The sequence below is a fragment of the Vibrio sp. RC2502 genome, from assembly GCF_054850435.1.
On sequence record NZ_CM141453.1, the window covers coordinates 1,322,743 to 1,345,855 of the forward strand.

The following is a 23,113-nucleotide window of genomic DNA, read 5'->3' on the forward strand; positions in this document are numbered from 1 at the left end:
AGAAAATGGAAGTTGTCGTTTGTAATGGAAGATCATAGTTCATCAATCGCCGTTCACAAGTTGGACGGCGACTTGCTTCTACGAACCGCTGAAATCGGTGATGCCGATATGATCGCGGCGTATTTTCAATCTAATCGCGATTATTTGAAGCCATTTGAACCAAAGCGAGAAGAGGCGTTTTTCTCTGTTAATGGTTGGCTCCAAAAACTGATTAAGTTGAACGAGCTTCATCGCATGGGGCTTGGCTACTATTGCTTGCTAATTCATGTTGATACAGGGCGCATGCTAGGAACGATTTCATTCAGCAGTATGAGTCGCTTTCCATTTTATAGCTGTAACGTTGGCTATTCCTTGGCGGAAGAGGCACAAGGTCACGGCTATATGCGTCGTGGGTTAAAAATGGCATGCGACTACATGTTTAACGTGCAAAAAATGCATCGTATCCAAGCCGGCTATATGCCTCATAACAAACGCAGTGAAGCTGTGCTAGAGTTTGTCGGGTTTAGCAAAGAAGGTTACGCAAAAGATTACCTTTTGATCAATGGTGAATGGCAAGACCATGTGCTGACATCATTAACTAACCCTCATTGGCAGCAAGAAGGGCGCTAATATGGATCGATTAGAAAAGCAGTTAGCATTACTCATTGAGCTTGATAAGCTCAAAAGCGTATTGCGTCGTACTCGGCTGAAAAGCGCCGAAGGTCGTCTTGAAAACAGCGGTGAGCACAGTTGGCACGTCGCATTGATGGCAGTATTAATGGAAGAGCACGCAAATGCGCCAGTCGATATCTGTCGAGTGATGAAAATGCTATTGATACATGACGTTGTTGAGATCGACGCAGGCGACACGTTTGTTTATGATACTGCCGCTACAAAAGAGCAAGCAGAAAAAGAAATAAAAGCCGCTGAACGCTTATTTGGTATGCTACCAATAGATCAAGGGCAAGAATTATTAGCGCTTTGGCAAGAGTTTGAAGCCGCACAGAGTGATGATGCAAAATATGCAAAAGCACTTGATCGTTTAATTCCCATGCTCTTGAACTACCATAACAATGGTCAAAGTTGGAAAGAGAATAGTGTAACGCGTGAACAGGCGCTTACTATTAATAAACGAATTGAATTTGGCTCTGTTACCTTGTGGGACAAAGCGAAAGAGTTGATTGAAGAAGCCACAGAGAAAGGTTGGCTGAAATCGTAATAAAGGAGACTGAATGTCTTATTTGCCTTTGGATGAATACCAAAGAAAATGGATTTTTACGCATCAGTCGATGCCAGTGCCAGAAGAAGATTTGGCATTTATCAAGCCGATGAGCCAAGCTCGTTCTGCGCAATTTTGGAAAGAGAACATTAGCGCGCAAAGCCCTGATATGGACCGCCTAAGCTCACAAGATTGGCCGATGAGTGAATCAAATTGGTTAGAATCTGTAGATTGGATGGCTGCATGGGAATCGGATGAGCCTGAAATGCCACAAGAAGTTGATGCACATATCGATTGGCAAGATGATGTGACCGTGTATTTCTGTTACGAAAAGTACAATGTCATAGAAACAAAATGGTCGATTTTTAAAAAGCATTGGAAGAACTTTTTGTTCTATGATGATGGTCCAATTCTTATTGGTCGTCGCCGCTCGCAAGCATTGTGGTTTGACTCAAAAGGAATGGTCAAACTTGGTGAGCGTCACTAACTCATCACCAGCTTATGATACTAGCCACCAACCAGGTGGCTTTTGTTTTTTTAAAGACTTGATAAAGGGCTTAGGACTCCGCCTGCACCTCTCTCAATCACGTGGGTATATATTTGGGTGGTCTTTACATCGGTGTGACCAAGCTGCTCTTGTACTGTTCGAATATCGGCACCAGATTCCAATAAGTGTGTTGCAAAGCTATGTCTTAACGTGTGACAGGTGACCGTTTTTTCTATGCTTGCATCGAGCGCGGAGCGCTTTACCGCTCTTTGAATAGCGCTTTCATTTATATGATGTCTTCGCAGTTGCCCTGTCTCTTTGTCGACACTTAACTTGTTAGACGGAAACAAAAAGTGCCAATTGAAATCTAGTTCTGCATTCGGATATTTACGGCGTAAACCTTCAGAGATGTAAACACCTGCGTATCCGGGCACATGCCGGTCCTTGAAGTAGTAGTTTCTTGCGAAGTTCATCTGCGATTTTAGCGGCTCATGGAGCTCTTTCGCCAATGTGACCGTACGGTTTTTTCCACCTTTCCCTTGCCAGACTCTCACTGCACCATAGTCATAATCTATGTCTTGGATTCTTAGTCTAAGGCATTCCATAATTCGAAGCCCAGAACCGTATAGGAGTTGGATGTGAAGCTTATATCTCGGATCGATATGTTGCACAAACCTGCGGACTTCATCGCGAGTCAAAACAACAGGGAGCTTCTTTTCCGTCAGTGATTTTTGGAACCTCATATCCAGTGAAAGCGGGGTTTTAAAAAAGTCTCGATATAAAAACGAAATAGCATTCAGCGCCAATGCTTGAGTTTTGACTGCAACTTTTTCATCGATAGCGAGGTGGCTGAGAAATCGAATAACGTCGTCTTCAGATAACTTCGATGGATGAGCAAGCTGGTGGAATACAATAAAGCGCTTTATCCAGAATAGGTAACTCTCGATAGTTTTGTTGGCATAATGGCGAGTAAGCATATGCTCTTTTACACTTAGCAGAAACTGACTTTTCATAATATTATTAGTCTGTTTATTTATACAGGTGTTGTAATTTATCAATACTGGCCCAGTTATCATGCTTTTTGCCGTCTAATTGCGTGTTCAAACACACATATTCATACTACTTTTCTATTTGTTTCATGAAGATAAGTGCTAGGATTTGCTTTTCTTTTGTCAGGAAAGAAGGCGGTAACGTGCGAGAAAGGCCGCTATTTGCGGTATAGAAAGCGTTAGGTGCTTGAAGGAAAAGGTAAGTATGGAAATTGCTTTTCGGCAGATAAATATTGATGATTTCGAATTATGCGTTGCTGCGAGAAAAGATGCATACTTTTGTAGTTTTGGGCATTACGATGGTTTCGACGACTTCATCAGTGGTTATCGTGAACGAGTCTTAGACAGGTTAGCAACATCAGAATGGTTCTATATCCATGTATTTGTGGATGGTCAGTTTGCAGGGCAGTTAGAGTTTCGCAGTTTTTCACCTGAGCCGGAGACTGGCTATGTGCATCTCATTTACTTAAAGCCGAATTTTCGTGGTTCAGGACTTGCTCCAAAAGTGCAGGATTATATTGTAAGCACTTTGAGTAAAGCGGGTTGTTTGCGTGCTGTACTTTCAGTAAGCCGAACTAACCATCGAGCTCTTACATTCTATAAGCGCCATGGTTGGGAGTTCGTGCGCAAGAATCTCAAGCACAATGAAACAGACTTTTACCAACTTTGGCTACGCACCTAACAAACTGTTCAAGAGGGATTCGCAACGCGTGGCATTTTCACTATGCGTTGGTTTTAGTGTTTAAGGTGGTTTGCGGCGGCTTCAGTATTGCGTTGCTCACCCCTTAACAGGGCGTTATGTGAACTGGAGAAATTGACTATATGAAGAAGTTTATCGCTGTATTTATAGCTCTCTTTTGTCTAGCCTCGATTGGTGCTATAGCTAATGATCATCAGTTAAAACAAGCATATGATAATCATCAAAGTGATGTTCAAGTTCAAGGCTCAGGCACAGTAATTCGCCTGTTACGTGATGACAACGAAGGAAGTAGGCATCAAAAGTTTATTTTAAAGTTGGACAGTAAACAGACCTTACTTGTTGCTCACAATATTGATTTGGCTCCTAGAATTCCAAACCTAAAAGTGGGCGATCGAGTTCAGTTTTACGGTGAATATGAATGGAATAAAAAAGGTGGTGTTATGCACTGGACACACCATGACCCAAACAATAGACACCCGCACGGCTGGTTAAGGCACAACGGTAAGACGTACGAGTAAAAATTCACATAACAAACTGTTCAAGAGGGATTCGCAACGCGTGGCATTTTCACTATGCGTTGGTTTTAGTGATTAAGGTGGTTTGCAGAGGCATCGGTATTGCGTAGCTCACCCCTTAACAGGGCGTTATGTGATTGGAGCAACATGGAAAAATTAGCGCATGAAATATGGATATTTGATGGTGAACCCGTTCAGTTCTTAGGGTTGCCTTTTTCCACTCGAATGACGGTTGTTAGACTTTTTAGTGGAGAACTATGGGTTCATAGTCCAATCAAATTATCTGAGTCAATTGCAGAGCAAATTGACAGTTTAGGTTCTGTTAAATATTTAATTGCCCCCAATCATCTACACCACTTGTTCTTATCTGAATGGATTGCGGCCTATCCAAACGCAGAAGTCTATGGGACAAACGAGGTGATAAAAAAGCGTAGCGATATTTCTTTTCATACATCTCTTAATAACCCGCAAAGTTATGCTTGGGAGCCTGACATTGAACAAGAGTTGTTTTCTGGTTCTCCGCTAATGGAAGAATGTGTGTTTTACCATAGCAGTTCAAGTACGTTAATTGTTACTGACCTGGTTGAGAACTTTTCAGGTAAAGACTTTAACTACTGGCAACGGGTTGTGGCCAAAGGTGTTGGTATACTTGCCCCTAATGGGAAAATGCCTTTGGATTGGCGTTTAAGCTTCATGTTTGGTAAAGCGGACGCGCGGAAACACCTCAATAGGTTGTTGTCTTGGAACCCGCAAATATTGGTCATGGCTCACGGTGAAATCGTCACTGAAAATGCAGACAAATTCTTACAAAAGTCTTTCAAATGGTTAGTATGAGAAACCTTTGAGAAAATCACATAACAAAGCATTTAAGAGGGATTCTCAACGCTTGGCGGTCTTGGTTCAAAGTTCAGCTTCAATGTTTATGGCACAATGGTTTAGGTCGGGTGGTTGGCGTTGTTCACCCCTTAATGCGGCGTTATGCTTAATCAAATAGAATCAGTGGTTTATAGTTTTTCTTTGTTCCTTCGGCTTGTTCGTTTCGAGTTTGTCGGCAAGTAGGCTTCATTGGGCGCTGTTTTTCGGACACTTATTCTTTGGCGCTGAAAATTCAGAGAGTTGCCTCAATCAATTTTCGGGTAAGCGCGAAGTTATGGCGGCTGGCTCAATCAGCACTTTGAACTTGGGTTTTTGAGTTTTAGCGGACAAATTTCAAAGTCTGATTTTCAAAAATTATGAGTCATTTCAGTTTTTTAGGTTTTGCCTTTTGTTAGCTAATCCTAGTCGAGTTAATCTTAGTTTTGGTAAAAATGTGGGCGTAGAAGCTTAAGCTTAAGCATAACAAAGCGTTCAAGTGGGATTTGGCACGCGTGGCATTTTCAGTTTGCGTTGAGTTCGGTGGTTACGGCACTGTGCGGTAGCTTTTGTATTGCGTGCCTGCACCCCTTAACGCGGCGTTAGGCGACGGGCAGTAAAGCTCTTTGTTCTCATCTTCTTAGTTTTCTTTAAGCATTCGTTTTACTAAGTCGGCAATTCAACATTGTCGGCTCAAATTCTTGAACCTATCCAGCCGTAAAACATGCCAATGTTCGTGGGTTGCCTCATTGGTTTTCAGCGTTGGTTGGTGGTGAATCTCACGGGCTCAAAGTGTGGAAAGGGCAAGTTAATCGAGGCTTTCGTTCTCGCTTTAAGTTTGCAGCTTTACGTCTCGCTTCCTCAAATGCAACTTGATCGCTGAAAGTCTGTATTTCGTGGTTGTCGAACTTTCGGCTGAAACATAGTGGCTTTTATGGTTCTTGAATCACAAAAAGTCAGTGGGTGTTTGGTTGAGTATTTTGTTTCGGGTAATCTGCTTTCAAAACAACTTAAACACTGGTGGAAAACTTCGCCTAACAAGGCGTTTAAGGCGGATTCACAACGCTTGGCGATTTCAGTTCAAGTTGAATTTAGTGTTTAAGGTACAATGGTTTAAGTTTAGTGGTTAGCGTTGTTCACCACTTAACGCGGCGTTATACACTTATGAAGGAGCAAAATAGAATGAGTGAAATTAAAACGATAGAGCAATTAAAAGGAATTTACGCAGAGCCAAGTGCGAGAGCTAAAAATAAAGTTCTACCTGCTCTGGATGCTCATGCGATTACGCTAATAAATAATTGCCATTTCGCGGTTCTAAGCACCACTGATTCACAAGGCTATGTTGATCTCTCCCCAAAGGGAGGAGAGCCTGGCTTCATTAAAGTTTTAGATGAATCAACAGTATTGCTTCCCGATAGCTCGGGGAATAATCGAATAGATGGCCTTAAAAATATTATCAGTAACCCGAAAGTAGGGCTGTTGTTGATGGTCAATGGTATTGATGAAGTAGTTCGCATCAAAGGAACAGCGAGTATTCGTACTGACTCCAACTTGTTATCCGTTTGTCCTGATGGAAGTAAGTCTCCCAAGGTTGTTATCAAAATAGTGATAGAAAGTATGTATTTTCACTGTGCTAAAGCAGTGATGAGAGGGAAGCTTTGGTCTGATGACTATAAAGTAAATCGTTCAATTCTTCCTTCTTTGGCGCGAATCTTTAAAGATCAACAAAACTTAGAAAGTAACGCGATTAGCCAAGACGAAATGGTTAAGTATTACCAGTCAAGCCTTTAGAGCGTGTATAACAAGGCATTTAAGAGTGATTCACAACGCTTGGCATTTTCAGTTTAAGTTTGGGTTTTGTGTTTACGGGGGTATGGCTAAGTTTCGTGTTAGCGTTGCTCACACCTTAATGCGGCGTTATGCGATATGAGGAAGTTGATAGTATGGAAAGCAATGTAGTTAAAGAAATAATTGAAGCAGAGGAGAAGTTAAAAACTTCAATGCTCAATTCAGATATGATTGCCTTGCAAGACTTATTGTCTGATGACTTGGTATTTGTTAATCACCTTGGTCATCGAACTTCCAAGCAAGACGATATAGCACTGCATGGCTCTGGCTTACTAGCTATTAAGTCAATTCAATTCCATGATCTTCACGTAGTACCTCAGAAGAATGTCGTTTTGGTTTACGTAAACGCGGAAATCAAAGGCAGTTATAATGGGGCTGTAGCAAACGGTGAGTTTGCATTTTCTCGTGTTTGGACAAAGCAAAAGGGTAACTGGCAGATTATCTCTGCGCACTCAACAGTTATCGCATAACAAACTGTTCAAGAGGGATTCGCAACGCGTGGCATTTTCACTATGCGTTGTTTTTAGTGTTTAAGGTGTTATGCGGCGGCGTTGGTATTGCGCTGCTCACCCCTTAACAGGGCGTTAGCTTAAAACATTAAAAATCAGTTGTTTGTGGTTTTTCTTTCTTCCTTCGGCAATCCGCTCTGGTTCCACGGTAAATCCACATTGTTTGTCAACGTGAGTTTCGAACAGTTGCCTCAATTGAGTTTTGGGACTGCGCGAGGTTCGCCAGTTTGGTGCAAAGTCGCTTTGGAGGTTTTGTTTTAGCTTTGAATTTTCCGAAAGTGATTTATCAAAATTTTCGGGTTTTCAAATCGCATGAAAGGCCACAAAGTTTGAGCCAATTCGGGTTTCAAAGCTTAAGTGGTTTGTTGGTTTTCCAAATCGGTTTAATCTCAGGCCTGGTAAATCTAAGGTGCTGAAATTTAAGCTAACAAACTGCTTAAGCGGGATTCGCAATGCGTGGCATTTTCAGCATGCGGTGAGTTTCGTGATTAAAGCGGTGTGCGGTAGCTTTCGTAGTGCATTGCTCACCCCTTAGCAGGGCGTTAGGCTTTTGGAGAAATATTCAACATGGTTAAAAAGGGTATGCTTCTTCAGCTATTGGATGAACTCCGAAAGCTAGAGGAAAAAGGTTGTGAGTTTACCGCTAAAGAAGTGGCGGAATCAGTCGGTTACAGTGTTAGCTCTGTAAATAAGTACTTTAACGAAAAGCTCAAGGGCGAGTACATCGTTAAAGTGAGTCGTTCACTATGGAAATGCAGCGGTATTCACAAACTCTCTAATGACGAGTTTTTCAGGCTCATGTCCCAGAGTTTGAATACACAGTCTAAATCACCCGATGAAATTCTCTCGGATCAACTAATAAAAAGAAGTCATGATGCTTTTACATTGGCGCTTGAAGTTTATAACCGTCCAACATTGGGGAATCGGGTTGAAGCATTTACCATTATGATGGTAAATGCTTGGGAACTCATGCTTAAATCGGAACTAGCTAAAAGAGACGGTGCTTCAAGTATTTTTAAAGAGGGTGATTTCAGCATTAGCATTCGTGAAGCTATGTGTAAGTTAATCGAGTCATCCGACAATGTGGCTAAAAACTTGGAAACGCTGATTGATCTTAGAGACCATGCGATTCATCTGCTAATTCCAGAGTTACAACCTCAATTATCTCGCTTGTTCCAAGCAACAGTACTGAATTATCAAAAACGCTATAAAGCGCTAATGGGCAATAGCCCATTAGCGGGTCAAAGCGTTGGTTTGTTGAGTCTTATTGTCGATGGTTGTGAACCTGAAGTTGCGGTAATCAAAGAAACTTATGGTGAGTTAACCGCAACTCAAGTGAAAAGCTTTCTGGGCAAATTTACAGAAATGGCACGTGAATGTGACTCGGATGAATTTTCGATTTCTGTAGACTACAAGTTAGCGTTAACCAAAAAGTCTTCAGAGAGTGATTTATCTTTATCACTAAGTGATGGTGGTGAGAAAGCAATTATCATCCGAGAAACTAAAGATCCAGATATTACCCATCCATACCATCAGAACACAGCAATCGCAGAAATTAACCTTCGACAAACAATCGTTAAGATTACAAGTTACTCTTTTCAAGCTGTTGTAAAGAAAAACAAAACTCAGAAAGCCAAGCGCTCTAACTATCATTATGAACTAGATGGACGTCACAGGTACTCTGAGGCTTTCATTGAATGGTTTGTGAATAACCTTAACCAGAAAAATTGGCTGGACGGTGCATTAAAAAGTCACCGGAACCGTCGAAAGAAAGCCTAACAAACTGTTTAAGAGTGATTCGCAACGCGTGGCATTTTTACTATGCGTTAGTTTATGTGATTAAGGTGGTATGCGGCGGCATCGGTATTGCGTTGCTCACACCTTAACAGGGCGTTATGTGCCACCAGAGTTTTGAGGCAATAAATTGAAGTATAAAGACTTGTCGAAAATTGCACTAGACCTATATAGCACAGATAAGAGTATCGATTTACTCAAGCTGCATGGGGTTAGTGCGCCTGATTCTGTGATTGAACAGTTTTATATTGATCATAATGCCAACAGTCGCTTTTTAGCTCTCTACGGTGATCTATCACTTCCTGATCTAAAGTGGGAGCTAGTTGATTTTGATACGACGAAGTTTTTGCAAATAGGTAGCAATGCTTCATTTCCTGATTTCCTTGAGGAGGTATCTGAAGATGCATCGCATTTCAACGACGTTGGAGAGGCAGTGATTGATTGCCGAGAGGAAGTACTCAATCATTGGAAAAAGCATGGCACTTGGTTAACTCCACCGATATTTCTAGATGCAAATGTTCTTGGTGGTAAATCTGGCATACCTCATTTAGTTGAGGGGCATTCAAGGGTTGGGTGCCTGCTTGGTATTCAAAAATATAAAATCATTCCTTTGGCTGATAGGCACAAAGTGTATTGGGGCTCTATTCGCAAAGGCACATAACAAATTGTTCAAGAGTGATTCGGCACGCGTGGCACTTTTGCTATGCATTAGTTTTAGTGTTTAAGGTGGTATGCGGAGTCTTAGGTATTGCGTGCCTCACACCTTAACAAGGCGTTATAAGGCTCGAAGATAAAAGGAATTTACGTGGAAATCAGAGTAGGGAAGCTAAGCGATGTCGCAGCCATCACCGATATCTTTAACTTTTACATAGAGCATACTAACGCTCGTTTTGAAGAGCAGTCATTTACGCAAGAAAATCGTCTAAATTGGTTCTCTCAATTCTCATGTAATAGTAAGCATCAACTCTTCGTTGCTATTGAAAGTGGGGAGTTGCTAGGTTTCGCATGTTCCCAGCCTTATAGGGACATCTCAGCATTTGAGGATACAGCTGAAGTTACCGTGTACCTTGCTCCAACAGCAAAAGGTAAAGGTGTTGGTTCAAAACTGTATTCTAAGCTGTTCTCATCAATTTCTGGTTACGGAGTCCACAGGGTGTTGTCAGGTATTGCATTACCTAATGATGCTTCAGTTGCCTTACACAAACGTTTTGGTTTTAGAGAAATTGGCGTATTCAATGAATATGCAAAGAAAAATGGCGAGTACATTAGTTCGGCTTGGTTGGAAAAGGCGTTTAACTAAAAGTCCGCCTTATAACAAAGCGTTTAAGACAGATTCCCAACGCTTGGCATTTTCGGTTTGCTTTGAATTTAGTGTTTACGGCACAATGGTTTAAGCTAGGTGGTCTGCGTTGCTCACTACTTAACGCGGCGTTAAGTTTCATTGGAGTTCAGGTGCAATGGATAAAGAAGTAAAGGCGTCATGGGAAAGGTTTCTCAATCCAGTGTCGCTCAAGAACAACATAATCACGGCTTCTGTGCACTCGATGGCATTCGAAATGCTAAAAAGCAGTATTGAAGATAAAATTAGAGAATTCTTTACAAATGGCTTTGATGAAAACGGCCCACTTGTTAGCGATGATTATAAGCTCAAAGTTTTAAAGCTAAATCGTAGTCGAACCTATGCTTCGCTTTTATGGTTAAAGCAACATGAAGCTATTGATGACGCTGATATTGAAGTATATGAGCGTATTAAGCGCCATCGTAATGAATTAACGCATGAACTATTTAAGTTCGCTTCCCAAGGTTGCGATTTTGATGTGGCAAAAAGCTTTGATGATATGGTGGGTTTATTACGGAAGATCGAGATTTGGTGGTTCGTAAACCTAGAAATGGCCATCGACCCTGAGAGTTATCCTGCTGACTTAAACTTAGACGAAGTCGTTCCGGGACGTTTGTGGAGTTTGCAAATGCTTATCAGCACCGCTTTGGGTTCTGAAGACGATGCAATGAAATTCTATAATGAGTTTGTGCAGCGAACTGAAACTTAACAAAGCGTTCAAGACGGATTCACAACGCTTGGCAGTTTTGGTTTAAATCAGCTTTAGTGTTTACGGCACAATGGGTTAGGTTGGGTGGTCGCGTTGTTCACCACTTAACGCGGCGTTAGGTGCTTGAAGGAAAAGGTAAGTATGGAAATTGCTTTTCGGCAGATAAACATTGGTGATTTCGAATTATGCGTTGCTGCGAGAAAAGATGCGTACTTTTGTAGTTTTGGGCATTACGATGGTTTCGACGACTTCATCAGTGGTTATCGTGAACACGTCTTAGACCGGCTAGAAACATCAGGATGGTTCTATATCCATATATTTGTGGATGGTCAGTTTGCAGGGCAGTTAGAGTTTCGCAGCTTTTCTCCCGAGTCGGAAACTGGCTATGTGCATCTCATTTACTTAAAGCCGAGTTTTCGTGGTTCAGGACTCGCTCCAAAAGTGCAGGATTATATTGTAAGCACTTTGAGTAAAGCGGGTTGTTTGCGTGCTGTACTTTCAGTAAGTCGAACTAACCATCGAGCTCTCACATTCTATAAGCGCCATGGTTGGGAGTTCGTGTGCAAGACCCCCGAGCACGATGAAACAGACTTTTACCAACTTTGGCTACGCACCTAACAAACTGTTCAAGAGGGATTCGCAACGCGTGGCATTTTCACTATGCGTTGGTTTTAGTGATTAAGGTGGTATGCGGCGGCTTCGGTATTGCGTTGCTCACCCCTTAACAGGGCGTTATGTGCTAAGGTAAAGCAAGTTATAACGTTCTCACAGTGTTTATTTTAAAAGGATTTATTATGCACGCGATTTATTTACCTCTACTGATCTTTATTGTTTATGCAGTGGTCAACTCAATAATTGGATTCTTTTTAGGTGAAAGGAAGCTGAATAAAGGTGTAGCAGGGGCAATTTTTGGATTTATATTCGCATTTATCCCGCCATTAAATTTCATTTTCTTAGCCTTGTTGTACTTTAAAAAAACGCCGTTGAATGCACACAATTGATCTTTTTGTGAGCAACACAAGATTAGGCCCTTAACTGTTAATGTATTGAATACGCTGTACAAGCGCACATAACAAACTGTTCAAGAGTGATTCGCAACGCGTGGCATTTTTACTATGCGTTGATTTTAGTGTTTGAGGTGGTATGCGGCGGCATCGGTAATGCGTTGCTCACACCTTAACAGGGCGTTAGTTGCCAACGAGGAAAACGCAGCTAAAGCAGAATGTTTAGAGTTAAAATTAGTGTGTTTTTGGTGGCGTTTCGTACTTCAATTTTGAATCGTTCGGGTTTGTGAAAATCGTTCTCAGGTTTCTTTTGTGGTTGGATTTTCCGTTTCAGAAACCGATTTACTTGTTGAAAGTCAGCTTTGTGGCATTGTTTCTCCAAAAGGTCTTTTTGGTGTTGTCAGTTCGTTTTCTACGGCGTTTCGTGTTCCAAGTGGTTTCAGTGACAAACGCTTTGAAACTGCGCCTGATTTGAGTCTATCAATACACATAAAGCTGGTGTTGGCAAAACGGCAATCAACTTCAAATCAAAGCGTTAGGTTTGGCAACTAACAAAGCATTCAAGAGGGATTCACAACGCTTGGCAGTTTTGGTTTGAATTGGCTTTAGTGTTTACGGCACAATGGTTTAGTTTGGGTGGAATGCGTTGTTCACCCCTTAATGCGGCGTTATATTTTTTGGGGACTATAATTTTGGAAGTAAGTATGGAAGTTTCCGTTGTAATATCTGTTTTGGCTCTGATAGCGTCTTGCCTCTCTGCTCTCTATTCTCGTTGGTCAGTAAAACAAGCGAGTCGAGCTAATGATATTGGTCGATTAAATGCGTTACTTGCACTGAAAGAGCATTATCTTAGGCTTCTCGAAAAACAGAATGGTGTAAAGATTAATCCAAGGCAAGATGACCTTCATTCAAAGGCGTTTCTCTACAACGTAAAAAAAGGAAGCGAGCTAGAAATAAAGCTTCGTGAAGTAAACGAGCAGATAAATAGTTATCACAAAAAAGTTATCGAAAACAAAATATAACAAAGCATTTAAGACGGATTCCCAACGCTTGGCATTTTTAGTTTGAATTAGCTTTAGTGTTTAAGGCGTAATGGTTTAGTTTGGGTGGTAGGCGTTGCTCACCACTTAACGCGGCGTTAGTTGCCAACGAGGAAAACGCAGCTTAAACAGAATGTTTAGAGTTAAAGTCAGTGTGTTTTTGGTGGGGTTTCGTACTTCAATTTTGAATCGTTCAAGTTTGTGAAAATCGTTCTCAGGTTTCTTTTGTGGTTGGATTTTCTGTTTCAGAAACTGAACCACCGGTTGAGAGTCAGCTTTGTGGCATTGTCTTTTTAAATGAGCTTTTTGGTGTTGTTAGTCCTTTTTCTACGGCGCTGCATGTTCCAAGTGGTTTCAGTGACAGGCGCTTTGAAACTGCGCCTGATTTAAGTCTCTCAAAATACGAAATATGGGTATTGGCAAAGCTGCAATCAACTTCAAGTTAAAGCCTTAGGCTTGGCAACTAACAAACTGTTCAAGAGGGATTCCCAACGCTTGGCGGTTTAATGCTAAATTTGGTAAAAGTGTTTACGGTGCAAATGTTTAGGTTGGGTGGTTAGCGTTGCTCACCCCTTAACAGGGCGTTAGTTTGCAAGAGGAAAAATGCAGCTATATCGCAAGATCTAGTGGTAAAAGCTCAAAGTTGAAATTGTCGTATCGGCGTTCAATTTCAGTGTTAACTAGCGTGGTTAAATCCAAAATTGTCATCTTTCAAGAGTTGATTTGTTCTTTGGTGTTGCGACTTTTGGGTTCACTGAGTTGAACTTTTTTGCTGAAACTCTGCTCGTTGAGTTTGTTGGTGCAAAAGCCGATTTACTCGCTGAAACGGCGTTTTCTCTGGTGTGGTAAGTTCACTTGGTTTCAGTGGCTTTGTTGAAAGTCCGCATTGTGAGATTGGTTTTCCAAAAGCGCTTTTTGGTGTTGTGAGTTCGTTTTCTGCGGCGTTGTTTGTTCCAAGTGGTTTCATTGAGTAGCCGCTTTGAGACTACGCCTGACTTAAGTGCATCAAAGCACATAAAGTTTGTTGTTCGCAAAGTTTAAAATAACGTAAAATCAACCCTTTGGGTCTGCAAACTAACAAACTGCTCAAGAGGGATTCGCAACGCGTGGCATTTTCACTATGCGTTGAATTTAGTGATTAAGGTGGTTTTCGGCAACATCGGTATTGCGTTGCTCACCCCTTAGCAGGGCGTTATGTTTAATCAAGCAAAATCAGCAGCTTGCATCTTTTCTTGGATTTCTAATTTTGGCTTTGTCGGCAAGTTAACTTCAGTGGTCGCTGTTTTCTGGACTCCAAATTGTGGGCGCTAAAAATTCAGCGAGTTGCCTCAGTCAATTTTCGAGTAAGCACGAGGTTAGGGTGGCTGGCTCAATCGGAAATTTGATCTTAGTTTTTTGAGTTTTGACTGTTAAGTTCAAAGTTTGATTTTCAAAATTTTGAGTCGTTTCAGTTTTTAGGTTTTGGCTTTTGTTTGTAAATCAAAGCCGAGTTAATCTTGGTTTTGGTAAAACGTAAGCCCTTGAAGCTTAAACATAACAAGGCGTTAAAGAGGGATTCATGCCGCGTGGCATTTTGGGTATGCGGTGAGTTTTGGTGGTGAAAATGGTCTGCGGAAAGTTGGTTTGTGTGGCATTCACCCCTTAACGCGGCGTTATATGGCATCAAAAATTAGAGGAAATCGATGAATACTGTAGACTTTCATAAGACGACTACAAAGGAGCTTCTGGCAATAAAAGATCGAGTTCGTTATCTCATTAATCATTGGGGTGAAGACGGTAGATATCAAGAAGCAGTGTTAAAGAGTGTAATTGAACGCTTCTTACCAGAGAGATATTGCATAACGTCAGGGTTTGTAATCAAGCAAACAACGACTAGTGAAAATCATGAAGCAAGTAAGCAAATTGATATAATAATCTATGATCGTGACTATCCTGTTCTTTTCAAAGAAGGTGATTTTGCTATTGTTACAGCGGACTCTGTTGAGGCAATTATAGAAGTAAAGGCAAATCTGAAGAATCAACAGCCCGAAAAAGTTATTAGGAAAGCGAATGAAATAGGTCAGTTTGTATTCAATGCAAAATCAAACAAAGAAAAACGCTTGTTTAACGGCATTTTCTCATATGCAGGTCATGAAAGACTTAACATTTCTAACAGTCAGACACTACAAAGTCATATTACAAATGCAGATAATACAACCCAGAATGATCCAAAGCACAAAAAGTTCAAAGTAAACCATATAAGCTTCAATAAAGACCATTTTTATAAGTTCTGGGACCAAAATTGCGCTAGTGATGGAAGTTACCTTTATGAGATCGATGATCTTTCATTTTCATATTTTATTTCAAATCTAATTGCGCATCTCCAAAGAACGTCGGTTAATTCAAATAACAAACTTTGGTTTCCTGTAGATAAGAACGTTAAGTCTCAACGTTTTTAATGAAACAAAAACCATATAACAAACTGTTTAAGAGTGATTCGCAACGCGTGGCATTTTTGCTATGCGTTGTGTTTAGTGCTTAAGGCGTTATGCAGCGGCTTCAGTATTGCGTTGCTCACACCTTAACAGGGCGTTATGTGAAGGAGGCTGGTAAATGAAGCTCGATACTCAAGTCACAGGGAATATAGGTATGTACTATGTTTGCTATCACCTTTCGCGAATGGGATGGAATGTCATGCCAACCGCGAGGAATGCAAAAGGTATTGATATCGTGGCTTACAATACGCAAGGAACGGAATTCATTGGGGTTCAGGTCAAGTCATTATCCAAAAGAAACCCAGTACCACTGGGTACATCCCTCGAAAAAATAATGGGAAACTACTGGATAATAGTAAACAATGTCGCTAAAGAGCCAAATGTGTTCATCATGACACCTGAGGAAGTAAAGTCTTTAGCTCATCGTGGTGAAAAAGACGGGCGTATATCATATTGGCTTCAACCTAAATCATATGATCAAACTGATTATCGTGATGCGTGGTCAAGAATAGGTCTAGGGCATCAATCGGCAAGCACATAACAAAGCGTTTAAGACGGATTCACAACGCTTGGCATTTTGGGTTTGTATCAGCTTAAGTGTTTACGGCACAATGGCTTCGGTTAGGTGGTAGCGTTGCTCACCACTTAACGCGGCGTTAGTAGCCAGAAAAAGCTAGCAATCAAAATCATGTTTCTGAGCTTAAAATTTAGCAGCAGTTTGTTTGGAACACAGATTCATCGTCGATCATTAGAACTTAGTTTTAGCTGTTTTGAGTCCAAAATTTTGCAAGTGTCCTAGCGATTGTTTTGTTCTTTGGTGCTGACAGAGCAGGGCAATCGAGAGTTTGTTTTTGGTTGCAACTCCGCTCGGTGAGTTTGTTGGTACAAAAGCCGATTTACTCGCTGAAATGACGTTTTCTCTGGTGTGGTAAGTTCCACGTGGTTTCAGTGACTTTGTTGAAAGTCCGCACTGTGAGATCGGCTTTCCAAAAGCGCTTTTTGGTGTTGTCAGTCCGTTTTCTGCGGCGTTGGCTGTTCTAAGTGGTTTCATTGAGTAGCCGCTTTGAGACTACGCCTGACTTAAATGCATCAAAGCACATAAAGTTTGTTGTTCGCAAAGTTTAGTTCGGCTTAAAATTATCGCTCGGTGCCTCGCGACTAACAAACTGCTCAAGAGGGATTCGCAACGCGTGGCATTTTTACTATGCGTTGAATTTAGTGATTAAGGTGGTATGCAGCGGCTTAGGTATTGCGTTGCTCACCCCTTAGCAGGGCGTTATGTGCAGGAGGCACAATGATAGTTAGATATATAGCAATTTTCCTAATTGCTCTAAGTATCGGCGCATATGCAAGTTTTTATGTTATCACCGAGCAAGTAGAAGTATTTAGGAAAGCTGAGTACCAAAAGGGCTTAGAGAAAGGTTCACACGAATTCAGGTTAGTGATGGGCGAAGGCTCTGCACCTCTAGTCGAAAAGTCGAATCTATTAGCTCGCTATACAATGTGTGAACTCGATGGTGTTGAATCAGATGCACTCGCTACAGTTTTAGTATTGGACTCTTTGCAGGTAGGAATATTGACTAAACAAACTCATGAACTTATTGCAGACACCTTACAAACAACACTAAGCCTTTATACCAAACTAGATGGCAAATATTCTGAGCAGGGTGTACTGAACCAAATGTTAGTTCAGTATTGTGAAGCTAATTTGCAGTTCTTTGGTGACTGTTCAAAAATGCAGAACTTAGCAGAAAAAGACCTAAGTAAACACAGTCCCAAATGCACATAACAAAGCATTTAAGAGTGACTCACAACGCTTGGCGATCTCAGTTTAAATTTGGCTTTAGTGTATAAGGTGCAATGGTTTGGTTTAGGTGTTAAGCGTTGTTCGCACCTTAATGCGGCGTTATGCAACTGTCCGAAGTTTGAGCGTTTAGGCCCTCTTGAAAGCAAAAAATTCTCGTTCTACATAGGCTTTTCAGGTAGAAAAAATTTGAAAGTATTTGTGTTCGCTCTGGTAAACTCAGCCTTTGAATTTAGTATTGTAGGAACCGACAGAAATGAGCCAAGAGCAACCCAATAACCCACTGCACGGATTAACCTTAGAAAAGATTCTTGTGCGTCTACAAGAGCACTATGGTTGGGAAGGCTTAGATGCAGAAATTCAAATCAACTGTTTCTACAGCAACCCATCTATCAAATCATCATTAAAGTTTTTACGCAGAACTCAGTGGGCACGAGACAAGGTCGAAGCCTTGTATATTGAAACCTTCTGCAAGTAAGAAAAGTTGCATAACAAAGCGTTCAAGAGGGACAGCCAACGCGTGGCGACTCCGGCTCAAATCTTGGCATCTGTGTTTTCGGTGGTAAATTGAAGTTTGGTGGCAGCGCGTTGCTGCCCCTTAACGCGGCGTTAGCCCACAAGAGAGAAGTAAAAAGTAGAGTTCGATGATCAAAGGTAAAGTTGTAGAGTGGAATGACTCAAAAGGTTATGGATTCATTTTGGCATTAAATGGTGAACTAAGAGTTTTTCTCCATATATCAACGGTTCAGAGTAAAGGTCGACGTCCTAAGATCGATGATGAAGTTAAATTTGAAGTTAACGAAGACAAAAAAGGGCGTTACAACGCCACTAATGTAACAATTCTAGGTTCCGGCTCGGTACCTTCAACAATCATGTTTAGCATCGTTTACTTAGTCTTAGCGAGTACAGCTGTGTTCGTATTAGGTGGTGAGAAGCTGTTCATTGCAGCTTATATCCTGATGTCCATTGTAACCTACGTAATGTACGCAATAGATAAAAATGCCGCTCAAAACGGCAAATGGCGGACACCAGAAAATACGCTTCATCTTTTATCGTTACTCGGTGGTTGGATGGGGGCATTATGTGCTCAAAATCAACTTCGTCATAAGTCTAAAAAACAGCCATTTAAATCGATTTTGTGGCTGACGATATTCGTAAATATTGGAGCATTTGTTTGGACATTCACTCCATCAGGTTCGGTGTTCGTTCAGAACTTTATTAGCAATTGGTTCTAGCACTAGCTGTGAGATGTGGGCTAACAAACTGTTCAAGAGTGATTCGCAACGCGTGGCATTTTCACTATGCGTTGTGTTTAGTGTTTAAGGTGGTATGCGGCGGCATAGGTATTACGTTGCTCACACCTTAACAGGGCGTTAGTTTGCAAGAGGAAAAACGCAGCTATATCGCAAAATCTAGTGGTAAAAGCTCAAAGTTGAAATTGTCGTATCGGCGTTCAATTTCAGTGTTAACTAGCGTGGTGAAAATTCAAAATTGGCATCGTTTCAACGGTTGATTTGTTTTTTGGTGCGGCGACTTTTGGTTTACCTGAGTCGAACTTTTTTGCTGAAACTCTGCTCGTTGAGTTTGTCGGTACAAAAGCCGTACTCCTCGCTGAAATAGCGTTTTCTCTGGTGTGGTAAGTTCATGTGGTTTCAGTGGCTTTGTTGAAAGTCCGCATTGTGAGATTGGTTTTCCAAAAGCGCTTTTTGGTGTTGTTAGTTCGTTTTCTGCGGCGTTGTTTGTTCCACGTGGTTTCATTGAGTAGCCGCTTTGAGACTACGCCTGACCTAAGTGCATCAAAACACATAAAGTTTGTTGTTTGCAAAGTTTAAAATAACGTAAAATCAACGCTTTGGGTTTGCAAACTAACAAACTGCTCAAGAGGGATTCGCAACGCGTGGCATTTTTACTATGCGTTGGTTTAAGTGATTAAGGTGGTATGCGGCGGCTTTTGTATTGCGTTGCTCACCCCTTAGCAGGGCGTTATAGCGCAATACACAAACAGATACAATGTGCCTGAAAAACAATATGAGAAAATAAAAATGAAAAAAATTATAGTGTTGTCTTTAGCTTCTCTTACACTAGTTGGTTGTGGGGCGCCCAGATATATGGGCACCCCTGTTCCAGAGACTAATATTAAGTCGGAAATAGTTGTTGTTAAAGATAATGAAACTCGCTCTGGGTTCCAAAATACAATTGAGTCTTGGCTACAAGAACATAACTATTCTTATGTTGTCGTACCTGATAATTCTAAGCACGACCTGAACAAATTGACTCTTGAATATGAAGGTCACTGGGGGTGGGATCTGGCGTTATATTTGAAAAACGCGGAGATAACAGCTTATCAAGGTGGGCAAAGAGTTGGGGAAGTGAAATTTAAAGTTCCTTATACCGCTAATCCTAATAAATTTGGTGATGCAAGTAAGAGAATTGGTTTTATGATGGACACGCTTTTTGGCCAAATGACACCAGAACAAGCAACTCAAGCAGCAAACGCGTCTTCATCAACTACGCCAAACTAGCGCTATAACAAACTGTTTAAGAGTGATTCGCAACGCGTGGCATTTTTACTATGCGTTGCGTTTAGTGATTAAGGTTGTATGCGGCGGCTTCGGTATTGCGTTGCTCACACCTTAACAGGGCGTTAGTTGCCAACGAGGAAAACGCAGTTTAAACAGAATGTTTAGAGTTAAAGTCAGTGTGTTTTTGGTGGGGGTTCGTACTTCAATTTTAAATCGTTCGGGTTTGCGAAAAACGTTCTCAGGTTTTTTTTGTGGCTGGATTTTCCGTTTCAGAAACCGATTTACTTGTTGAAAGTCAGCTTCGTAATATTGCCTTCTCAAAAGATTTTTTTGGTGTTGTTAATCCGTTTTCTACGGCGTTTTGAGTTCCAAGTGGTTTCAGTGACAGGCGCTTTGAAACTGCGCCTGATTTGAGTTTTGCAAAATACGTAAAGGTCTAGTTGGCAAAGTGCTCATAAACTTCAAATCAAAGCCTTGGGGCTGGCAACTAACAAAGCATTCAAGAGGGACAGTCAACGCGTGGCGAGTTTGGTTTAAATCTTGGCTTCTGTGTTTACGGTGGTAAATTGAAGTTTGATGGTAGCGCGTTGCTGCCCCTTAATGCGGCGTTAGGTGCTAGGAGGTAAAATGAAAATCTGTATAATGTTGCTGTTTCTTTTTTCATCTTCCGTCTTGGGTCAAACGTTTAGAACTGATAATTTCGAGTTCGAATTTCATAATGAATGTGGCGAAGGCGCAGTTACTTGTAAGAAAGTCCGAGTTTTCTTTTCACTCATTGGTATAGAACTAAAGCAAGAGGCTTTAGGTAAGTCTATCCACTCACTTTGCGCTGACGGAATCACCCCTTGTCGGTTCTTAGGTTATGAGTTTCGTAGTGATGGAGTTCGTTACATCGTATATGAATCTGGTGTATTGAGTGTTGTGGATGACTCTGGTAGTGAGCTTTTGTTAGAACAAGGTATTTGGGAGTGAACTCACCTAACAAATTGCTTAAGTGTGATTCAGCACGCGTGGCATTTTTGGTAGGCGGTGGCTTCAGTGTTGAAGTGCCATGCATATACTTGGTCATTGCGTGCTTCACACCTTAGCAAGGCGTTAGCTTTCAACGTGCCCCACGTTTAGTTGAGGAACTAAGATGGAAAACTCAGTTTCGTACAAAGCTGGTGATCTAGATGAATTCACGGTTATCCTGTCATGTCCCGTCCCGGTAAAGATGAAGAACAATCTAACCCACAAATGCCTGCGATGGGTAAAACTGGTGATAACCTTGAACAACTACTAACTCTCTTGACTCCAAATCTTCAAGGTATGTCGTTAACCCGAGGTAATATCACAATCGCTAACTCTTGGGATAAAGTTGAATATGAAGTCAAGACTGGACGATCAGAAGCGACAGCAGTTGAAGTACTAGATGCCCAAAACCTTGATAGGCTCTATTTAGAGATTAAAGACACTAAATCTGTGATTTTAGCTTGTGGTGACAATGCGAAAATTGCAATTCTCGCATTACGTTATGCAAAAGACTTTGAGCCTAATGTAAAGTTTGCGTTTATCCAGCATTTGGGGAATAGAGGTTTAAATAGCACTATTAATAGAGATGTTAATGGCACGAAATTAATATCTACAAATAGCGCGAAAATTAAGAAGAAAAATCGAATAGCTCGGTTAACAGTGGTTATGCACGACATACTTACTCAACTATCAGAAAGCTAACAAAGCATTTAAGAGTGATTCTCAACGCTTGGCATTTTTCATTTCATCGTTGAGTTCAGTGTTTACGGTGGTAAGGTTAAGTTTCGTGGTCGCGTTGTTCACACCTTAATGCGGCGTTATGTGAATAGGAGATTTCGATGGACAAGGTGGTCAAAGATCGCTTCGATGAGTATCCAGATAATGCTCGTGTTAGGTTAGAAGAGCTGCGAAATTTAGTCTTTCAAGTCGCATCTGAGTTGGAACTGGGTGAGGTCGATGAAACTATCAAATGGGGTGAGCCAAGCTACAGTGTAAAAACTGGCAGTCCGTTAAGAATGGACTGGAAGCTTAAGTCTCCTAATAGTTATTACCTATTCTTTAATTGCCAAACTAAGCTAATTGATACATTTCGGGAGTTGTATAGTGACGAATTGGTGTTTCAGGGTAACAGAGCAATAGTTCTGTCCTTATCGAAACCGCTACCAGAAACGGTCATCAAGTCCTGTTTAGAGTTAGCTTTAACCTATCATCAGCGTAAGAATCTGCCTCTTTTGGGCGTGTGAAAAATTCACATAACAATGCGTTTAAGAGGGATTCTCAACGCTTGGCATTTTCAGTTTGATTCAGCTTTAGTGTTTACGGCACAATGGCTTAGGTTCGGTGGTGGCGTTGTTCACCCCTTAACGCGGCGTTAGGAAATTTGAGGAAAGTTATGTACGCGGTGATAGTAGAAAATGATGTTTCTCAATGGGACGATGATACAGGCGTTTTGTATCATTTTCCGAAGAGGTACTTAAAGTATCTAGAGCCAGGAACTCAAGTTATTTACTACAAGGGACGTATTAAAGACAAAGCGTATCAAGTAAGTAGATTGTCTAACGAACCTCACTATTTCGGTATTGGAACAATCGGCAAAGTATTTCCCGATAGAAATAGTACTAAAAGTGACTACTTCGGCACTATCGATAGTTTTGAAACATTCGCTAAGCCAATCCTTGCCAAAATAGATGGTAAGTATTTAGAAAGTATTCCCTCTAACCTAATATCAAATTATTGGCGAAACGGTGTTAGGCCTATATCCAAAGAAAACTACGATCTGATATTAGGACACCTTTCTAAAGATGCCTTGCAAACTGCTAAGCCTAAGTACGGAGTGGAAGAGAATAGTGACCAATCAAACATGTTTGAGTCATTTCATGAGGGTAACTTCAATAAGAAGTACGTCACTACTTATGAGAGAAATCCAAAATTAAGGCGCCAAGCAATAGCAATTCATGGGGCTATCTGCGCTGCGTGCGGTTTCGACTACGGTAAAGTTTATGGCAGCATCGGCGAGGGTTACATTCATATCCATCATAAAGTTCCAGTGTCGCAATTAGGTATTTCAACGTTAGTGGATCCAGAAAAAGATCTAGTCCCTTTATGCGCAAATTGTCACGCAATGGTTCATAGGAAAAAAGATCAGACTCTGTCAGTCGAAGAACTCAAAGTATTGTTGGGTTCAAATTCCTAACAAACTGTTTAAGAGTGATTCGCAACGCGTGGCATTTTCACTATGCGTTGGTTTTAGTGTTTAA

30 protein-coding genes are annotated in these 23,113 nt (G+C 41.2%); 28 read left to right on the forward strand and 2 right to left on the reverse strand.

What is annotated here, in order from left to right; all coding sequences use genetic code 11:
* Positions 1 to 24: 24 nt before the first annotated feature.
* Genes rimJ through ACYJZR_RS06165 form a run of 3 tightly spaced genes read left to right on the forward strand, consistent with a single transcriptional unit; the run spans position 25 to position 1,685 of the window.
* Positions 25 to 609 carry a ribosomal protein S5-alanine N-acetyltransferase gene (gene rimJ / locus ACYJZR_RS06155; protein WP_005458831.1) on the forward strand — a complete coding sequence of 195 codons (585 nt, stop codon included), beginning with the start codon at positions 25 to 27 and terminating at the stop codon, positions 607 to 609.
* Between the two features lies 1 nt (position 610).
* Positions 611 to 1,198, forward strand: a complete 588-nt coding sequence (locus tag ACYJZR_RS06160) for an HD domain-containing protein (RefSeq protein WP_406965832.1) — start codon at positions 611 to 613, stop codon at positions 1,196 to 1,198.
* 13 nt (positions 1,199 to 1,211) lie between these two features.
* Positions 1,212 to 1,685 carry a DUF2947 domain-containing protein gene (locus ACYJZR_RS06165; protein ID WP_005458833.1) on the forward strand — a complete coding sequence of 158 codons (474 nt, stop codon included), beginning with the start codon at positions 1,212 to 1,214 and terminating at the stop codon, positions 1,683 to 1,685.
* Between the two features lie 50 nt (positions 1,686 to 1,735).
* Here the strand turns inward: ACYJZR_RS06165 and ACYJZR_RS06170 are convergent, their stop codons facing one another.
* The gene (locus tag ACYJZR_RS06170; protein WP_025504997.1) at positions 1,736 to 2,698 is read right to left on the reverse strand and encodes an integron integrase; all 963 of its coding nucleotides are present in this window, start codon (positions 2,696 to 2,698) and stop codon (positions 1,736 to 1,738) included.
* 241 nt (positions 2,699 to 2,939) lie between these two features.
* Here ACYJZR_RS06170 and ACYJZR_RS06175 point away from each other — a divergent pair, with 241 nt between their 5' ends.
* The 17 genes from ACYJZR_RS06175 to ACYJZR_RS06255 all read left to right on the forward strand — a co-directional run bounded on the left by ACYJZR_RS06175 (position 2,940) and on the right by ACYJZR_RS06255 (position 16,059).
* Positions 2,940 to 3,416: a GNAT family N-acetyltransferase gene (locus ACYJZR_RS06175; protein WP_406966467.1), complete on the forward strand. Its 477-nt coding sequence runs from the start codon at positions 2,940 to 2,942 to the stop codon at positions 3,414 to 3,416.
* A gap of 140 nt (positions 3,417 to 3,556) precedes the next feature.
* Positions 3,557 to 3,952: a DUF3465 domain-containing protein gene (locus ACYJZR_RS06180; RefSeq protein WP_318095395.1), complete on the forward strand. Its 396-nt coding sequence runs from the start codon at positions 3,557 to 3,559 to the stop codon at positions 3,950 to 3,952.
* Positions 3,953 to 4,096: 144 nt separating this feature from the next.
* Entirely contained in the window at positions 4,097 to 4,783 is a 687-nt protein-coding gene (locus tag ACYJZR_RS06185; protein WP_419408246.1) for a DUF4336 domain-containing protein, read from the forward strand.
* A gap of 172 nt (positions 4,784 to 4,955) precedes the next feature.
* Positions 4,956 to 5,141, forward strand: a complete 186-nt coding sequence (locus ACYJZR_RS06190; protein WP_136678260.1) for a hypothetical protein — start codon at positions 4,956 to 4,958, stop codon at positions 5,139 to 5,141.
* Between the two features lie 842 nt (positions 5,142 to 5,983).
* The gene (locus tag ACYJZR_RS06195) at positions 5,984 to 6,592 is read left to right on the forward strand and encodes a pyridoxamine 5'-phosphate oxidase family protein (protein WP_023585736.1); all 609 of its coding nucleotides are present in this window, start codon (positions 5,984 to 5,986) and stop codon (positions 6,590 to 6,592) included.
* Between the two features lie 152 nt (positions 6,593 to 6,744).
* Positions 6,745 to 7,119, forward strand: coding sequence for a nuclear transport factor 2 family protein (locus ACYJZR_RS06200; protein ID WP_274063367.1), 375 nt, complete (start codon positions 6,745 to 6,747; stop codon positions 7,117 to 7,119).
* Positions 7,120 to 7,725: 606 nt separating this feature from the next.
* Positions 7,726 to 8,937: a DUF3644 domain-containing protein gene (locus ACYJZR_RS06205; protein ID WP_274023696.1), complete on the forward strand. Its 1,212-nt coding sequence runs from the start codon at positions 7,726 to 7,728 to the stop codon at positions 8,935 to 8,937.
* A gap of 145 nt (positions 8,938 to 9,082) precedes the next feature.
* The gene (locus ACYJZR_RS06210; RefSeq protein WP_140052762.1) at positions 9,083 to 9,613 is read left to right on the forward strand and encodes a hypothetical protein; all 531 of its coding nucleotides are present in this window, start codon (positions 9,083 to 9,085) and stop codon (positions 9,611 to 9,613) included.
* A gap of 144 nt (positions 9,614 to 9,757) precedes the next feature.
* Positions 9,758 to 10,252: a GNAT family N-acetyltransferase gene (locus ACYJZR_RS06215; protein ID WP_140304378.1), complete on the forward strand. Its 495-nt coding sequence runs from the start codon at positions 9,758 to 9,760 to the stop codon at positions 10,250 to 10,252.
* Between the two features lie 157 nt (positions 10,253 to 10,409).
* The gene (locus ACYJZR_RS06220; RefSeq protein WP_140076852.1) at positions 10,410 to 11,000 is read left to right on the forward strand and encodes a hypothetical protein; all 591 of its coding nucleotides are present in this window, start codon (positions 10,410 to 10,412) and stop codon (positions 10,998 to 11,000) included.
* Positions 11,001 to 11,141: 141 nt separating this feature from the next.
* Complete coding sequence (locus ACYJZR_RS06225; RefSeq protein ID WP_140203821.1) at positions 11,142 to 11,618, forward strand: GNAT family N-acetyltransferase; 477 nt, start codon at positions 11,142 to 11,144, stop codon at positions 11,616 to 11,618.
* Positions 11,619 to 12,316: 698 nt separating this feature from the next.
* On the forward strand, positions 12,317 to 12,556 hold the full coding sequence (locus tag ACYJZR_RS06230) for a hypothetical protein (protein WP_237458071.1): 240 nt from the start codon (positions 12,317 to 12,319) through the stop codon (positions 12,554 to 12,556).
* Between the two features lie 152 nt (positions 12,557 to 12,708).
* A complete protein-coding gene (locus ACYJZR_RS06235; RefSeq protein WP_044023840.1) occupies positions 12,709 to 13,026 on the forward strand; it encodes a hypothetical protein in 318 nt (105 codons plus the stop codon).
* 245 nt (positions 13,027 to 13,271) lie between these two features.
* Positions 13,272 to 13,490 carry a hypothetical protein gene (locus tag ACYJZR_RS06240; RefSeq protein WP_406966482.1) on the forward strand — a complete coding sequence of 73 codons (219 nt, stop codon included), beginning with the start codon at positions 13,272 to 13,274 and terminating at the stop codon, positions 13,488 to 13,490.
* Positions 13,491 to 13,767: 277 nt separating this feature from the next.
* Positions 13,768 to 13,893: a hypothetical protein gene (locus ACYJZR_RS06245; protein WP_267864905.1), complete on the forward strand. Its 126-nt coding sequence runs from the start codon at positions 13,768 to 13,770 to the stop codon at positions 13,891 to 13,893.
* Between the two features lie 833 nt (positions 13,894 to 14,726).
* Positions 14,727 to 15,482 carry a DUF6602 domain-containing protein gene (locus ACYJZR_RS06250; protein WP_206623221.1) on the forward strand — a complete coding sequence of 252 codons (756 nt, stop codon included), beginning with the start codon at positions 14,727 to 14,729 and terminating at the stop codon, positions 15,480 to 15,482.
* Positions 15,483 to 15,636: 154 nt separating this feature from the next.
* Entirely contained in the window at positions 15,637 to 16,059 is a 423-nt protein-coding gene (locus ACYJZR_RS06255) for a hypothetical protein (protein WP_406966483.1), read from the forward strand.
* A gap of 207 nt (positions 16,060 to 16,266) precedes the next feature.
* On the opposite strand, the gene ACYJZR_RS06260 is transcribed toward ACYJZR_RS06255, so the two are convergent.
* Entirely contained in the window at positions 16,267 to 16,569 is a 303-nt protein-coding gene (locus ACYJZR_RS06260; protein WP_053314549.1) for a hypothetical protein, read from the reverse strand.
* Positions 16,570 to 16,812: 243 nt separating this feature from the next.
* On the opposite strand from ACYJZR_RS06260, the gene ACYJZR_RS06265 reads away from it, so the two are divergent.
* From ACYJZR_RS06265 to ACYJZR_RS06300, 8 genes are all read left to right on the forward strand, one after another.
* Positions 16,813 to 17,307, forward strand: coding sequence for a hypothetical protein (locus ACYJZR_RS06265; RefSeq protein WP_100661986.1), 495 nt, complete (start codon positions 16,813 to 16,815; stop codon positions 17,305 to 17,307).
* A 271-nt stretch (positions 17,308 to 17,578) separates the two neighbouring features.
* Entirely contained in the window at positions 17,579 to 17,800 is a 222-nt protein-coding gene (locus ACYJZR_RS06270; protein ID WP_025625190.1) for a VF530 family protein, read from the forward strand.
* A 166-nt stretch (positions 17,801 to 17,966) separates the two neighbouring features.
* Positions 17,967 to 18,557 (forward strand): cold shock and DUF1294 domain-containing protein, encoded by a 591-nt coding sequence (locus ACYJZR_RS06275; RefSeq protein ID WP_311018156.1) that lies wholly within the window; start codon positions 17,967 to 17,969, stop codon positions 18,555 to 18,557.
* A gap of 807 nt (positions 18,558 to 19,364) precedes the next feature.
* A complete protein-coding gene (locus tag ACYJZR_RS06280; RefSeq protein ID WP_029865936.1) occupies positions 19,365 to 19,844 on the forward strand; it encodes an Sbal_3080 family lipoprotein in 480 nt (159 codons plus the stop codon).
* Between the two features lie 627 nt (positions 19,845 to 20,471).
* Complete coding sequence (locus ACYJZR_RS06285) at positions 20,472 to 20,816, forward strand: hypothetical protein (RefSeq protein ID WP_406966478.1); 345 nt, start codon at positions 20,472 to 20,474, stop codon at positions 20,814 to 20,816.
* 222 nt (positions 20,817 to 21,038) lie between these two features.
* Positions 21,039 to 21,557, forward strand: a complete 519-nt coding sequence (locus tag ACYJZR_RS06290) for a hypothetical protein (RefSeq protein ID WP_406966479.1) — start codon at positions 21,039 to 21,041, stop codon at positions 21,555 to 21,557.
* A 137-nt stretch (positions 21,558 to 21,694) separates the two neighbouring features.
* On the forward strand, positions 21,695 to 22,099 hold the full coding sequence (locus ACYJZR_RS06295; protein ID WP_029801206.1) for a DUF1801 domain-containing protein: 405 nt from the start codon (positions 21,695 to 21,697) through the stop codon (positions 22,097 to 22,099).
* Between the two features lie 149 nt (positions 22,100 to 22,248).
* The gene (locus tag ACYJZR_RS06300; RefSeq protein ID WP_021448777.1) at positions 22,249 to 23,049 is read left to right on the forward strand and encodes an HNH endonuclease; all 801 of its coding nucleotides are present in this window, start codon (positions 22,249 to 22,251) and stop codon (positions 23,047 to 23,049) included.
* Positions 23,050 to 23,113 lie beyond the last annotated feature (64 nt).

Coding starts and splice junctions, on each gene's coding strand:
- rimJ (WP_005458831.1), top strand. CDS start 25: ATGGAAGATCATAGTTCATCAATCGCCGTTCACAAGTTGGACGGCGAC.
- ACYJZR_RS06160 (WP_406965832.1), top strand. CDS start 611: ATGGATCGATTAGAAAAGCAGTTAGCATTACTCATTGAGCTTGATAAG.
- ACYJZR_RS06165 (WP_005458833.1), top strand. CDS start 1,212: ATGTCTTATTTGCCTTTGGATGAATACCAAAGAAAATGGATTTTTACG.
- ACYJZR_RS06170 (WP_025504997.1), bottom strand. CDS start 2,698: ATGAAAAGTCAGTTTCTGCTAAGTGTAAAAGAGCATATGCTTACTCGC.
- ACYJZR_RS06175 (WP_406966467.1), top strand. CDS start 2,940: ATGGAAATTGCTTTTCGGCAGATAAATATTGATGATTTCGAATTATGC.
- ACYJZR_RS06180 (WP_318095395.1), top strand. CDS start 3,557: ATGAAGAAGTTTATCGCTGTATTTATAGCTCTCTTTTGTCTAGCCTCG.
- ACYJZR_RS06185 (WP_419408246.1), top strand. CDS start 4,097: ATGGAAAAATTAGCGCATGAAATATGGATATTTGATGGTGAACCCGTT.
- ACYJZR_RS06195 (WP_023585736.1), top strand. CDS start 5,984: ATGAGTGAAATTAAAACGATAGAGCAATTAAAAGGAATTTACGCAGAG.
- ACYJZR_RS06200 (WP_274063367.1), top strand. CDS start 6,745: ATGGAAAGCAATGTAGTTAAAGAAATAATTGAAGCAGAGGAGAAGTTA.
- ACYJZR_RS06205 (WP_274023696.1), top strand. CDS start 7,726: ATGGTTAAAAAGGGTATGCTTCTTCAGCTATTGGATGAACTCCGAAAG.
- ACYJZR_RS06220 (WP_140076852.1), top strand. CDS start 10,410: ATGGATAAAGAAGTAAAGGCGTCATGGGAAAGGTTTCTCAATCCAGTG.
- ACYJZR_RS06225 (WP_140203821.1), top strand. CDS start 11,142: ATGGAAATTGCTTTTCGGCAGATAAACATTGGTGATTTCGAATTATGC.
- ACYJZR_RS06235 (WP_044023840.1), top strand. CDS start 12,709: ATGGAAGTTTCCGTTGTAATATCTGTTTTGGCTCTGATAGCGTCTTGC.
- ACYJZR_RS06250 (WP_206623221.1), top strand. CDS start 14,727: ATGAATACTGTAGACTTTCATAAGACGACTACAAAGGAGCTTCTGGCA.
- ACYJZR_RS06255 (WP_406966483.1), top strand. CDS start 15,637: ATGAAGCTCGATACTCAAGTCACAGGGAATATAGGTATGTACTATGTT.
- ACYJZR_RS06260 (WP_053314549.1), bottom strand. CDS start 16,569: ATGAAACCACTTAGAACAGCCAACGCCGCAGAAAACGGACTGACAACA.
- ACYJZR_RS06265 (WP_100661986.1), top strand. CDS start 16,813: ATGATAGTTAGATATATAGCAATTTTCCTAATTGCTCTAAGTATCGGC.
- ACYJZR_RS06270 (WP_025625190.1), top strand. CDS start 17,579: ATGAGCCAAGAGCAACCCAATAACCCACTGCACGGATTAACCTTAGAA.
- ACYJZR_RS06275 (WP_311018156.1), top strand. CDS start 17,967: ATGATCAAAGGTAAAGTTGTAGAGTGGAATGACTCAAAAGGTTATGGA.
- ACYJZR_RS06280 (WP_029865936.1), top strand. CDS start 19,365: ATGAAAAAAATTATAGTGTTGTCTTTAGCTTCTCTTACACTAGTTGGT.
- ACYJZR_RS06285 (WP_406966478.1), top strand. CDS start 20,472: ATGAAAATCTGTATAATGTTGCTGTTTCTTTTTTCATCTTCCGTCTTG.
- ACYJZR_RS06290 (WP_406966479.1), top strand. CDS start 21,039: ATGTCCCGTCCCGGTAAAGATGAAGAACAATCTAACCCACAAATGCCT.
- ACYJZR_RS06295 (WP_029801206.1), top strand. CDS start 21,695: ATGGACAAGGTGGTCAAAGATCGCTTCGATGAGTATCCAGATAATGCT.
- ACYJZR_RS06300 (WP_021448777.1), top strand. CDS start 22,249: ATGTACGCGGTGATAGTAGAAAATGATGTTTCTCAATGGGACGATGAT.